The organism is uncultured Chitinophaga sp., from assembly GCF_937898475.1.
Lineage (GTDB): Bacteria > Bacteroidota > Bacteroidia > Chitinophagales > Chitinophagaceae > Chitinophaga.
In genome coordinates this window covers 21,048-32,523 of the sequence record NZ_CALEJS010000013.1, presented here as the reverse complement: position 1 = coordinate 32,523, position 11,476 = coordinate 21,048, and the positions used below count along the sequence as shown (strand labels likewise).

Here is an 11,476-nt window from a genome sequence, read left to right as displayed (position 1 = left end):
GCAGTAAACGGTAGTCATCCCGGATCAGCTTTTTACATTCTCATGCTTCAGTAAGATAATCGATAATTCTGCTGCACTTACCTGCTCACCTGCCTTGAAGTGTTTACCGGCTTCCTGCCCCATGCTGGTATCCAGCACCAGCTCCCACTGTTTTCCATAATTGGAAGGAGGTAATACAAATGTGATCGGCTCATGATGTGCGTTGAAGACGATATAAAAGCTGTCGTCCAGTATTTCGCGGCCTTTTGGGTCTTTTGCTCTCAGCGACATGCCATTCAGGTATACGGCCAGTGATTTGGCAAAGCCTGTATCCCAGTTCTCTTCTGTCATCTCCTGGCCTTCGGGCTGGAACCAGGCAATATCTTCTACTTTGCTGCCCGCTACGGCTTCTCCGCGGAACCAGCGCCTGCGCCTGAAAGCAGGATGCGCTAAGCGAAGGTGGATCATTTTCCTTGTGTAATCAAGCAGTTCCTGGTCCATCTGGTCCCAGTGCAGCCAGCTGATGTCGTTGTCCTGGCAGTAAGCGTTGTTGTTGCCCTGCTGGGTGCGTCCGGCTTCATCACCTGCTACCAGCATGGGTACGCCCTGTGAAAGGAACAGGGTAGTGATAAAGTTGCGCTGCTGTTTTTTACGCAGTGCATTCACATGCACATCATCGGTAGGGCCTTCGGCACCGCAGTTCCAGGAGCGGTTATGGCTGTCGCCATCCTGGTTATTCTCGCCATTGGCTTCGTTGTGTTTTTCGTTGTAAGATACCAGGTCTGCCAGTGTAAAACCGTCGTGTGCAGTAACGAAGTTGATGCTGGAAGTAGGCCTGCGGAATTCATCTTTATACAGGTCTGCGCTGCCGGTAAAGCGGGAGGCAAATTCTGCCAGTGTGCTGTCTGCCCCGCGCCAGTAATCGCGGATACAGTCGCGGTACTTGCCATTCCATTCTGCCCATCCTGCGGGGAATTTACCTACCTGGTATCCCCCTTCGCCAATATCCCAGGGTTCAGCAATCAGCTTCACCTGGGATATGACGGGGTCCTGGTGTATGATATCGAAAAATGCGCTCAGGCGGTCCACTTCATGCAGTTCACGGGCCAGGGTGGCGGCCAGGTCAAAGCGGAAGCCGTCTACATGCATGTCCAGCACCCAATAGCGCAGGCTGTCCATGATCAGCCTTAATACGCTGGGCAGGCGGGCGTTCAGCGTATTGCCGGTACCCGTATAATCCATGTAATAACGTTTGTCTTCGGTAAGGCGGTAGTAAGCGGCATTATCTATACCGCGGAAAGACAGGGTAGGGCCGAGGTGGTTGCCTTCTCCGGTGTGATTGTATACCACGTCCAGTATCACTTCAATGCCGGCTTTATGAAGGGCTTTTACCATTTCCTTGAATTCCTTTACCTGCTCGCCGCGCGGGTCGGCGGAGGCATAGCGTACATCGGGGGCAAAGAAGCCGATGGTGTTGTATCCCCAGTAGTTGCTAAGCCCTTTATCCAGCAGGTATTTGTCTGTGATGAAGTGATGCACGGGCATCAGCTCCACGGCGGTAACTCCCAGTTCTTTCAGGTATTTAATGGCGGCAGGATGCGCCATGCCTTTATAGGTGCCTCTCAGTTCTTCCGGAATTTCGGGATGGAGTTTGGTGAAGCCTTTTACATGTGTTTCGTAAATTATACTTTCATGATAGGGTGTTTTAAGCGGTTTATCACCTTCCCAGTCAAACGTTCCATCCACCACTACGCTTTTGGGAATAAAGGGAGCGCTGTCAGTAGCGTTAAAGCTCAGGTCCTGGTCCGGATGTCCCATTTCATACCCAAACAGGGAATCGTGCCAGGACACGGTTCCCGCAATGGCTTTGGCATACGGATCTATCAGTACTTTGTTGCGGTTAAAACGGTGGCCCTCACCAGGCTCAAAAGGGCCATCTATGCGGTAGCCGTACAACTGCCCGGGTTTTACACCCGGCAGGTAAACATGCCATACATGGTTGTTGCGGTCTGCCAGCCGTACACATTCCCGCTCCTTAGCGTCTTTAGGCTCATCAAAAAGGCATAATTCAACAGTGGTGGCGTTCTCAGCATACAGGGCGAAGTTGACGCCTTCTCCATCCCATGTGGCGCCTAAAGGGTAGGGTTGACCCGGGTAAGATGTTATACTCATATATCAACAGTGATTGCAGAGAGTACTAACAAGTTTGGTGCCTGTTAGTTCAGTAGATGGCCTGCTCCAGTTCATCCTTCCCGCAGTTGGGACATGCTTTATTGCCGGAGGGTACTTCACAGCCACAATAATGGCATACGGTCTTGTCAGGCGCTTTCTTCTGTTCGGCCTCGAATTCTTTGTCCCAGTCGGGTATGGCAGACAGACCCGGCGGTGCATCGTTATCACGGATCAGCGTAAAGTAGCCGCCAGCCTCCAGGTACAGGCGTTTTACCTCCCCCAGCTGGCGGATACCGCTGGAGCGCAGCTCAGACAGCAGTCGTTCGCGGCTCACGCGTGTTTTCTCCATCTCTTTATGCATCATACATCCATCCTTTACCAGCAGGCTGATATCTCCCTGGGTGAGGCGCTCAAACGATGGGTGTTTGATGGAACGTGTGGCGATGATGCGCTGCACCATTACCACCACACCTGCCATTACAATAGCCGGTAGCAGGCCTTTGTCGGGCGTTTGTATGGGTATGCCGATAGCTGCCGCCAGGCTGGCCATTGCGGCCAGCTCATTGCGGCTCATACGGGAGGCCATGCGTTTGCCCATAAAACGAAGGCCTGCCACCAGCGTAACATAAATCAGCACGGCGCGGATAACGAGCTCTATGAAAAACACGGCAGGGGTGTTGCCATTCAGGATCCGCACTATATCTATCAAATAAACGGATGATAACATGATGTTTCGCTTTTATAAAACCACCAGTTCCCATTCCTGGCGTCCGCAGTATTTGCACACCCTGGGGTCAGATCCTGGCGGCGGGATGGCTTCCGTGTTTCCACAGCTGCAGCAGGCCCACAGGGCTTCATCCGGGTGGGATTGTGATTGTAGGATGTCTTTATCTGTTCCGGGTAGTATGGAAAGTCCGGGTTTGGGCGCCTGCTGTGTATAAACGCTGAAAAGCCCGCTGGCTTCCTGGTAGAGGCGCTTTACCTGCCCAAGCTGTGTAACGCCCTTGTTGCGCAGTACTGCAAAGAGCTGTTCACGGGTGATCTTGGCAGCGTTCAGTCGCGATACCTGTATCACCCCGTTTTTGACCAGCAGGGTTTCGTTGCCCTGCAGCATTTTTTCGTACCGGTGATTTTTAATGTATAACAAAGTGGTGCCGCGCTGAAAGCCCAGTACCAATACCAGTAGCAGCGCCCCCTGTAGTATGCCCCTGTCATAGGTTTGCGCCGGGATAGATATAATAGCGCCCAGCCCGATCATCACTGCCATCTCGGTTAAGGTCTGCTGTCCCGTCATTCTTTTGCCCATCAGGCGGATGGCAACAAGCAGCACGAAGTAAATGATCAGCGTTCTTATCACCACTTCCAGCAGGAAGCTGAAAGGGGCCTCGCCCATTAAGATCCTTTTAATATCCGACAGGCTGATCTCTGAAACCTCCATGGTAATACTTTTCCTTACCCGCAGCAAAATGCATGCGTGACAATTTTCTTACCTTCGGTATATGGAAGAAGGAGAAAAACTAAAACGGATTGTGGAAGCGCGGATGAAATTAAAATCCCGCTTTGAGGAAAAAATGAAGCGTACACCATCGGTGGCAGATGATAAGCCGATGGGTAGCGGCAAGCCTAACCGTCATGGTATGCCGGTGGTACCCATTGGCCAGACCATCACGCACAAATGGCCGGTGCTGGATCTGGGCATTGAACCGGAGATCCCGCTGGATGAGTGGACGCTGCAGCTGGACGGTGAAGTAGAACACCCGGTAACACTCAACTGGAAGGAATTTATGGCGTTGCCGCAGACAGACGATACCTCCGACTTTCACTGCGTAACCACCTGGTCAAAGCTGGATATGCAATGGAAAGGCGTTCGGCTGCTGGACCTTGCAGCGCTGGTGCTGCCGAAGGAAACGGCTACCCACATACTCTGTTACGGGTATGACGATTATACCACCAATGTTTCACTGGAAGAAGCGCTGAAGCCGGATGTGCTGCTGGCGCATACCGTAGACGGGCAGCCCCTGCCCATACCGCATGGCGGACCGGTGCGCATGATCACACCACAGCTGTACGCCTGGAAAGGCGCCAAGTGGATAAAACGGATTGAATTCCTGCCTTACAACAAACTGGGTTTCTGGGAAGAAAGAGGATATTCCAATACGGCTTACCCCTGGAGGAATGACCGTTACAGCTGATGCCGCAGCGATCCGGTTAAAGATCGGTTTCTTCCTTTCCGCGGGCACCTTTGAATTGCGGGGGCAGTGTGCAAAGCTGCTGCCATACCGCCTCCGCTACCTCCCTGCCTGTTCCTTCAAGGTGCTGTATATCGTACCTGGGTTGCTGTTCGTTTCCCCGCTTTACAATGTCAAAGGTTTCCGGTAGCTCTTTTCTGAAATGCTGAGGGGTGTTTACATGGTAAACAATATCGGTTTGCCCGCTTTCAATATCCACGTTTACCATGTATTGAACGCCGGCCACCGTAATAGTGATCTGCCTTGTCATACTGCTCGTTTAGCTGTTGAACAGCAATCTTCAGGCCACCACACTGCCAGCCTGTACGGTGATGTTTTCCTTTTCCTGCTGCTGTTGCTGCAGTTGCTCCAGGTAAGCCTGTTTGGTGACTTTGGCGGTTTTATGATCGCCGGTGTGGCTCCATCCCGGCGGCATAACAATGTATAGCAACTTGTTTTTGATACCAGGTGCTTTTACCAGGTCTTTCCACAAAGCGTAGAATTCCCCGAAATATACGTCCATAAAATTATTGGGATTCATTTCCCGGGTAATGCCGTACTCTATTTTCAGGTCTTCTTTTTCATGCTGGTGGGTGCGGAATAGTTTGTCCCATATGTTCAGCAGGTTACAGAAATTGGTATCCATATACAAAGGATTGCGGGCATGATGCACGCGGTGATGGGAAGGCGTAAGGATGATCCTGTTCAGGAAGCCCAGCCTGGCATTGGGAAGGATGTTCTCACCTACATGGATGAATGCGCCCCAGAAGCCGTCAATGAACATAATAAAGAACAACAGCGGCGGGTTCACACCGGCCAGTATACAGATACTGGTGCGGATGGTATCTGCATAGGGCGCTTCCAGGAAGAAGTGCGCATAGCTTACCGAAAGGTTCATGGTCTGCGGCGTATGGTGGGTAGAGTGGAGGCACCAGAACAGGCGAATCTTATGCCCCAGGTAGTGATACACGAAGTGAGAGAACTCCCACACAATATACCCGTATATCAGCCAGTACCAGGTAAAGCTGGTTTTGAACAGGGCATATTTCTCCAATAGCCCGATGAAGAATGCCACTGCCGCAATGGAAAGGAAACGGGAAATAAAGCGGTTCACCACGAAGATGAGGAAGGGCATCTTATAGTCTTCGATCTTGAACTTCTTATACAGCAATGCACGCCCGATCTCTATCAGCAACAGGAACGGTATCACGGGAGATATGGCGCCCAGTATGCCGTTCAAGGTAAGCAGCCGGTGGTAATCGCCGGTTTTATACATTTCCAGCAGTGCGCCAATACCCAGGAAGCCGGTCAGTTCATTCAGTAATGTTTCGAAAAATGCCATAACGGGTAATTATTTTTTGTTGTTGCCGCCAAGCCATAACAGGCCATCAATGATCAGCTGGTCCTGCAGCTCGTTGGCAAATGTGTACGATAATGTCTTATTGCTCTTATGCTCGTAGTCAATATCATTGTGGCCCATATTAAAATACAGCATTTTGAAACGCTGGTTAGTCCAGGCTACGGGGTAGTAGCCGCTATGCCATATTTCATGCTGCCTGGGGCCGGTGCCCAGCGGGAAGCTGGTACTGTCTATAGACAGCAGTATTCGTATATCCGGGTTGCGGCGCAGGTCATTGCTCCAGCGGTACCATTCATTGGGCGCCGATTTAAATACAGCGGGCAGGTGTTGTGTAACGGGGTGCGCCTTGTCTTCCACCCGCAGAAAAGCGGAGGTAGGCCGCCAGGTATTGCTGACATAGGAACCGGATCCCAGGAATTCATTGTGATACCAGTCCCAGTTCTGCGGAAAGTCGGACGGCGTAAGTGCAAAACCTGCAAAATGAAACCCCATCCAGGCGCCGCCATTTTCCATATAGGCCTTGAATGCCTCCCTCTGCGCCGGTTTTTCGGGGCGGGTATCTAAAAAGAGCACTACCTGGTATTGCGACAGGAAACCGGCATTCAGGTTATCCCAGTTATCTGTTGAGTCATAGCTGAAGTGATATTTCTGCGCCATGGCGGGGAACCACTGGTTAGCTTCGTGCACATAGCTGATGTGCGCCTGGTCGTTCTTTGCTGTGTAAAAGGCGATCACTTTGAACCGGGGAGAAGGGTTCTGTGCCGCTGCTACAGTCATGACCAGGCACCATGCCGCACAAAGCAGGATGGACCATATCCTCGTACCGTGGAATTTCATGCTATAAAGCTAATTTTTTTTGGCTATTTATTCCAGCCTTTCATCAATTATTACCTTTGGGGGTATGCTGCTTCACATACTGTATATCATCGCTATAACGGCAGAAGCGATGACCGCCGCCCTCTCTGCCGGACGCCGTAATATGGACTGGGTAGGGGTGTGTATCATTGCCTGGGTAACGGCTCTCGGCGGTGGTACTATCCGCAACATATTACTGGGGCATTACCCGATGACCTGGGTAGCCCATCCGGAGTACCTGCTGATCACTGCCGGCGGCGCTATTTTTGCCGGGCTGATAGCCTCCTTTATGGGCAGGCTGAGAATGCTGTTCTTGTACCTGGATGCACTGGGTTTGGTGGTCTTTACCATCATTGGCTGCCAGGTGGCGCAGGAAATGCAGCTATCCTTTATCATCGTCATGCTGAGCGGGATGATCACCGGCTGCGCCGGGGGTGTGCTGCGCGATGTATTGTGCAATGATATTCCGCTGCTGTTCCATAAAGAGATCTATGCCAGCGCCGCGATTGTGACGGGGGCTATCTACCTGGGTATAGAAGCCCTGGGGGGCAGCGTACACCTGGCAACGGTGATAGCGGCGGTAGCAGGGCTGGTGCTTCGCCTGCTGGCTATACGTTTCAGGTGGCAAATGCCGAAATTTGTATACCAGGAAGAGTGGCACTAAAAGAGAAAATAAATCAGCTTCAGCAGTCAACATATGATAAAATATTTTATAGTTGTAGAATTCCTATCATGAGGCCATTAAAAGCTTTCGTTGACAATAAAATGACGATTATTTTTGAGAGAAAATCAAGAACTTTAATACACAAAAAAACTGCAATGCAATATGGCCAGACCCAACGAGTCCTCCAATAAACAGGAAAACGAAAAGAAGAAAAGGCAACATAAACAGGAAAAACAAGAGAAGAAAGAAGCACGTAAGGCAAGTAAACATAGCACCTCATTTGAAGATATGTTGGCCTATGTGGATGAGAACGGAAACATTACCTCCACCCCTCCAGACCCCAGTAAAAAAAGAGAGATTAGCCTCGAAGAGATCCAGCTGGGTGTGCCCCGGCAGGAAACGATAGCAGCACCGGCAGACGGCCTGCGCAGAGGTGTTGTAAAGTTTTTCAACGAATCCAAAGGATACGGGTTCATCATCGATCAGCATACCCAGGAAAGCGTGTTCGTGCATATCCGTCAGCTGCAGGAGCCCATTAAGGAAAGGGACAAAGTGGTGTTCGAGATAGAGCAGGGACATAAAGGCCCCAGCGCCGTTAACGTGAAGAAAGGATAATGCGGAGCGGCGTACCCGCTGTCAAAGACAGCACTGCCCGGCTATCAACATACCGGGCAGCGCTTGTATATTATTAACTGGTTTTCCTGGGAGGCAGGGCGAAAGCGATGGCTTCATGCTCAAAATGCCCCTTGTGTGAAGCGTCGCAGAACGGTTTGTTTTTGGAAAGCCCGCAGCGGCAGATAGATACTACCTCTCTTCCCCCTAAATCATACTTATTACCATTCTTGTCAACGATCTCAAAGTCGCCTTCTATCTTCAGCGATCCATTACTGTTTACGGTGATCTTAGTTGTAGCCATTGGTGTTTTTTTAGACGGCCAAAAATAATCAGTTCAAACGGCATTTTGAGAAAATATTCAACACAAAGCGTGCAATGCGGGCAACAGCAACGGCTGTCTGAAACAAAACCGCTGCTGTTATCGTCATTTCTTCCCTGTGAAGCGATCCGTGCGTTAAGCTTTGGCATAAATTTTAGCGCCTCTTATAGTGTAAACGTGAAACGATCACTTAAAAACCATGCATATGGCAACAAGTTTTAACCCTGAGCATCAGGAAGGAAAGGTGGCAAAAGCCATAGAGAAACAAACTGCCAAGATACCCTCAGATGTTTATCTCTGGGCCGCTATTGGCGCAATGGGCGTATCACTGGCATTACAGCTGACAGGCGTTAAGCACAAGAGCCTGTTTATTGGTCAATGGGCAGCGCCTTTCTTATTAATGGGACTTTACAACAAGGTTGTAAAACTGGAAGGGCACGACTAATGACCTGTTAAATCAAATGGAACGCCGGAGGGCGTCATGCCAATACCATGGCTTCATCCCCATGAAACCCCGGTGTGACACCTTCCGGCGTTCCATTTTTATTTAGTGATGCATTTGTTGTTTATGTGCCGCTGAATCAACCTTGTCTGTTATCACAAACTGCCTGATGATGCCGCGCTCCCAGGCATTGGCGCCCGCAGCTACCGGTGGCGCCACAATATCTGCACGCTGCTGTCTTTTATCCGCCGTAGAAGTATTAAAACGCTGATCCCGCTGTTGTATCAGCGAAGGCTGCAGCTGACCGTCTTTGGTAAAGCCCATCATGATCATGGGGCTGCCCAGCGGCAATGTACGTTGCTGGTCAGTATGCCAGGTGTGTATGGTTTTGCCGTAAGTGGACACCAGTTTCTTCATCAGTGCATGCTCTGCTGCATCCGGTATGCCGGGGGCTATGAGCTCGCCTGATTTTACTTCATACTGATGGCTGTGCCACAGCAGCTTTTCTTCTTCCGGCAACGTTTTGAACAGCCGTTCACTGATGATGTATTCAACGCCCATGATCTTGGCGTCAGCACCATTGCCATCAAAGATCACGGCCTGGTGCAGCTCTTCATTGAGCTGTGATACATAGTGATGCGCCTCCATCTGCGCCTGCATGTTGCCGTTGTAAAAATGGAAACCATCCAGGTAAACGTTGAACCGTTTAAGTGGTGATTTATCCTGCAATACATCAGCACCGGCTTCAAGCGCGCGCGTATCTGTTTTCTTATCCGCCCCGGGAGCTTCCACTTTGGAGCGCGTATTCTTTCCGCCGCAGGCTGTTAGCAGTGCAGCGGGTAATAACAGGAACCATAAACGCATATGATCAGGTTTTTTGAGCAGGATCAAATACTACCCGTATACAATTGTCTGTCTTTTCCTTGAACATCCTATATCCTTCAGGACCTTGTTCCAATGACCAGCGGTGCGTGAGCAGAAAAGAAGGATCGGCTGCTCCTTTCAGTATATGATCCAGGAGACGCGGTATATATTTCTGCGCATGCATTTGTCCCATGCGCAGTGTAAGACCCTTGTTCATGGCCGGGCCCATTGGAAATTTGTCAACCACGCCGCCATACACGCCTACAACAGATACGGTACCGCCTTTGCCACAGGCCATAATAGCCTGCCGTAACACAGCCGGGCGGTCTGTCTGCAAACGCAATGTATGCTTAACACGGTCGTACAATTGTTCCATACCGGTAGTATGGGCTTCCATGCCTACGGCATCAATGCAGCAATCCGGACCGCGGCCGCCGGTCATCTCTTTAAGGGTTTCCAGTACATCTGTTATCGTATAATCAATCACATCGGCTTGTCCAACGTGTTGGGCCATGGTCAGTCTTTCGGGGATGCGGTCTATTGCGATCACCCGTGCGGCGCCCAGCAGCCAGGCGCTTCGTATAGCCATCTGTCCAACGCCGCCGCAACCCCATACGGCCACCACCTTGCCGGCTAAGCTGCCGCACATATCCGCCGCCATATAGCCGGTAGGAAAAGCGTCTGAACAAAAAAGCAGCTGTTCATCAGTAATACCTTCCGGCGCTTTGAATGCGCCTTTATCCGCATAAGGCACGCGGATGTATTCTGCATGGCTGCCCGCATATCCGCCAAAGGCGTGGGAATAACCAAATATGCCTGCACCTGAATAACCAAAGGTGGCTGCTGCCATCCAGGCGTGCGGGTTGGAGTTATCGCAGAGCGACCAGGCATCGTGCTGGCAATAGTGACATTCACCGCAACCTATGACGGAGCCTACCACCACACGATCTCCTTTTTTCAGCTTTTGCACCTGCGGCCCTGTTTCCACCACTTCCCCTATGAACTCGTGGCCAATGATATCACCTGCGTGTATATTGGGCACATACCCATCCAGGAGGTGCAGGTCGGAACCGCAGACGGAAGACAGCTTTACTTTTATAATGGCATCCTGTGGGTTGAGAATGCCCGGGTCTTTGACGGTTTCAACACCCAGTTTGTTGATGCCCTTCCATACCAGCGCTCTCATGTGATCAGGGATTAAGGTACAAAGCGGTATGCTCCCTGGCGGCCGTCTGGCCTTCTATAGTGGATGTTTCGCCGGTTTCCAGCATTTGTTTGAAGCGGTGGAGATCCTGCCGTACCTGTACTTCAAACCCCTTGTGGAATATTTGAGCGGCCATTTTGCCAAGCGCTCCGGCGGGGGCGTGGTAGAACATCGTAACATGCACTTCCGTGCCACGGTTGCCCGGGGCATCATTAAAAATCACTTCTCCGGCTGTATCTATATCTGAGCCTTCCAGTGAACGCCAGACCAGCAGCTCATCCGGCCGGTCTTCCACGATCTCAGCTTTCCAGTCTACCGTGCCCAGGTCGCCCGGCAGGCGCATCTTCCACTGTGAGTGCTGCTCATTTTCCACATTCACTTCCACTAAGTGTTTCATGAAAAGCGGCAGGTTATCCAGCTGGCGCCAGTAACGGTACACTTCGTTACGCGGACGGTTTACCGTAAGCGCTTCACGGATCAGGAGTGGTTGGGACTGCTGCTGCTCCAGCGCTTTAGTGATCAGCTCCCGCAGCGGGCAATGCCCGGTGGCGCCGCGATACAGCAGGTAGCCGCCGGCGATGGTCTTTAAAAGTGCCATAACCGGGTGCTTCCTCATATTCAGCACGCCCGAGGTCAGCAGGAAAGCGCCGCCTGCGGCAGACAGCATACGTTCTGTCTTGCGGATATTGATACGGATGGAACTTTTCCCGGGAGTTTGCGCAGCGTCCATAAGCGTTTTTTTAAATAACCCTCAAATTACGTACCGCTGGTAAC

General features: G+C 51.2%; 14 protein-coding genes. 4 read left to right on the top strand and 10 right to left on the bottom strand.

The genetic code is table 11. The features are described 5' to 3' along the window. Positions 1-24: 24 nt before the first annotated feature. The 3 genes from glgX to Q0577_RS05725 are packed head-to-tail and all read right to left on the bottom strand — an operon-like array spanning position 25 to position 3,589. Positions 25-2,151, bottom strand: coding sequence for a glycogen debranching protein GlgX (gene glgX / locus Q0577_RS05735; RefSeq protein WP_298733618.1), 2,127 nt, complete (start codon positions 2,149-2,151; stop codon positions 25-27). 49 nt (positions 2,152-2,200) lie between these two features. After that, a complete protein-coding gene (locus tag Q0577_RS05730; RefSeq protein ID WP_298733616.1) occupies positions 2,201-2,878 on the bottom strand; it encodes a YetF domain-containing protein in 678 nt (225 codons plus the stop codon). Positions 2,879-2,890: 12 nt separating this feature from the next. Continuing rightward, on the bottom strand, positions 2,891-3,589 hold the full coding sequence (locus Q0577_RS05725; RefSeq protein ID WP_298733615.1) for a YetF domain-containing protein: 699 nt from the start codon (positions 3,587-3,589) through the stop codon (positions 2,891-2,893). Between the two features lie 61 nt (positions 3,590-3,650). Between Q0577_RS05725 and Q0577_RS05720 the strand changes: the two genes are divergently transcribed. Further along, on the top strand, positions 3,651-4,343 hold the full coding sequence (locus Q0577_RS05720; protein ID WP_298733614.1) for a molybdopterin-dependent oxidoreductase: 693 nt from the start codon (positions 3,651-3,653) through the stop codon (positions 4,341-4,343). A gap of 16 nt (positions 4,344-4,359) precedes the next feature. Here the strand turns inward: Q0577_RS05720 and Q0577_RS05715 are convergent, their stop codons facing one another. Genes Q0577_RS05715 through Q0577_RS05705 form a run of 3 tightly spaced genes read right to left on the bottom strand, consistent with a single transcriptional unit; the run spans position 4,360 to position 6,576 of the window. Beyond that, positions 4,360-4,650: a hypothetical protein gene (locus tag Q0577_RS05715; RefSeq protein ID WP_298733612.1), complete on the bottom strand. Its 291-nt coding sequence runs from the start codon at positions 4,648-4,650 to the stop codon at positions 4,360-4,362. Between the two features lie 30 nt (positions 4,651-4,680). Continuing rightward, the gene (locus tag Q0577_RS05710; protein WP_298733610.1) at positions 4,681-5,721 is read right to left on the bottom strand and encodes a sterol desaturase family protein; all 1,041 of its coding nucleotides are present in this window, start codon (positions 5,719-5,721) and stop codon (positions 4,681-4,683) included. Positions 5,722-5,730: 9 nt separating this feature from the next. Then, a complete protein-coding gene (locus Q0577_RS05705) occupies positions 5,731-6,576 on the bottom strand; it encodes a ThuA domain-containing protein (RefSeq protein ID WP_298733608.1) in 846 nt (281 codons plus the stop codon). Positions 6,577-6,640: 64 nt separating this feature from the next. On the opposite strand from Q0577_RS05705, the gene Q0577_RS05700 reads away from it, so the two are divergent. After that, a complete protein-coding gene (locus Q0577_RS05700) occupies positions 6,641-7,258 on the top strand; it encodes a trimeric intracellular cation channel family protein (protein WP_298733606.1) in 618 nt (205 codons plus the stop codon). Positions 7,259-7,420: 162 nt separating this feature from the next. Next, a complete protein-coding gene (locus tag Q0577_RS05695) occupies positions 7,421-7,873 on the top strand; it encodes a cold shock domain-containing protein (protein ID WP_298733605.1) in 453 nt (150 codons plus the stop codon). A 73-nt stretch (positions 7,874-7,946) separates the two neighbouring features. On the opposite strand, the gene Q0577_RS05690 is transcribed toward Q0577_RS05695, so the two are convergent. Next, positions 7,947-8,174, bottom strand: coding sequence for a CDGSH iron-sulfur domain-containing protein (locus Q0577_RS05690; RefSeq protein WP_298733603.1), 228 nt, complete (start codon positions 8,172-8,174; stop codon positions 7,947-7,949). A 223-nt stretch (positions 8,175-8,397) separates the two neighbouring features. On the opposite strand from Q0577_RS05690, the gene Q0577_RS05685 reads away from it, so the two are divergent. Then, positions 8,398-8,637, top strand: coding sequence for a hypothetical protein (locus tag Q0577_RS05685; protein WP_298733601.1), 240 nt, complete (start codon positions 8,398-8,400; stop codon positions 8,635-8,637). A 102-nt stretch (positions 8,638-8,739) separates the two neighbouring features. Here the strand turns inward: Q0577_RS05685 and Q0577_RS05680 are convergent, their stop codons facing one another. Genes Q0577_RS05680 through Q0577_RS05670 form a run of 3 tightly spaced genes read right to left on the bottom strand, consistent with a single transcriptional unit; the run spans position 8,740 to position 11,432 of the window. Further along, positions 8,740-9,498, bottom strand: coding sequence for an OBAP family protein (locus Q0577_RS05680; protein ID WP_298733599.1), 759 nt, complete (start codon positions 9,496-9,498; stop codon positions 8,740-8,742). A 4-nt stretch (positions 9,499-9,502) separates the two neighbouring features. Next, entirely contained in the window at positions 9,503-10,684 is a 1,182-nt protein-coding gene (locus Q0577_RS05675; RefSeq protein WP_298733597.1) for a zinc-dependent alcohol dehydrogenase, read from the bottom strand. A gap of 4 nt (positions 10,685-10,688) precedes the next feature. Beyond that, positions 10,689-11,432 (bottom strand): SRPBCC family protein, encoded by a 744-nt coding sequence (locus tag Q0577_RS05670; RefSeq protein WP_298733595.1) that lies wholly within the window; start codon positions 11,430-11,432, stop codon positions 10,689-10,691. Positions 11,433-11,476 lie beyond the last annotated feature (44 nt).

Excerpts from the sequence above, each read along its gene's own strand:
- glgX (WP_298733618.1), bottom strand. The coding sequence starts at position 2,151 with ATGAGTATAACATCTTACCCGGGTCAACCCTACCCTTTAGGCGCCACA.
- Q0577_RS05730 (WP_298733616.1), bottom strand. The coding sequence starts at position 2,878 with ATGTTATCATCCGTTTATTTGATAGATATAGTGCGGATCCTGAATGGC.
- Q0577_RS05725 (WP_298733615.1), bottom strand. The coding sequence starts at position 3,589 with ATGGAGGTTTCAGAGATCAGCCTGTCGGATATTAAAAGGATCTTAATG.
- Q0577_RS05720 (WP_298733614.1), top strand. The coding sequence starts at position 3,651 with ATGGAAGAAGGAGAAAAACTAAAACGGATTGTGGAAGCGCGGATGAAA.
- Q0577_RS05715 (WP_298733612.1), bottom strand. The coding sequence starts at position 4,650 with ATGACAAGGCAGATCACTATTACGGTGGCCGGCGTTCAATACATGGTA.
- Q0577_RS05710 (WP_298733610.1), bottom strand. The coding sequence starts at position 5,721 with ATGGCATTTTTCGAAACATTACTGAATGAACTGACCGGCTTCCTGGGT.
- Q0577_RS05705 (WP_298733608.1), bottom strand. The coding sequence starts at position 6,576 with ATGAAATTCCACGGTACGAGGATATGGTCCATCCTGCTTTGTGCGGCA.
- Q0577_RS05700 (WP_298733606.1), top strand. The coding sequence starts at position 6,641 with ATGCTGCTTCACATACTGTATATCATCGCTATAACGGCAGAAGCGATG.
- Q0577_RS05695 (WP_298733605.1), top strand. The coding sequence starts at position 7,421 with ATGGCCAGACCCAACGAGTCCTCCAATAAACAGGAAAACGAAAAGAAG.
- Q0577_RS05690 (WP_298733603.1), bottom strand. The coding sequence starts at position 8,174 with ATGGCTACAACTAAGATCACCGTAAACAGTAATGGATCGCTGAAGATA.
- Q0577_RS05685 (WP_298733601.1), top strand. The coding sequence starts at position 8,398 with ATGGCAACAAGTTTTAACCCTGAGCATCAGGAAGGAAAGGTGGCAAAA.
- Q0577_RS05680 (WP_298733599.1), bottom strand. The coding sequence starts at position 9,498 with ATGCGTTTATGGTTCCTGTTATTACCCGCTGCACTGCTAACAGCCTGC.
- Q0577_RS05675 (WP_298733597.1), bottom strand. The coding sequence starts at position 10,684 with ATGAGAGCGCTGGTATGGAAGGGCATCAACAAACTGGGTGTTGAAACC.
- Q0577_RS05670 (WP_298733595.1), bottom strand. The coding sequence starts at position 11,432 with ATGGACGCTGCGCAAACTCCCGGGAAAAGTTCCATCCGTATCAATATC.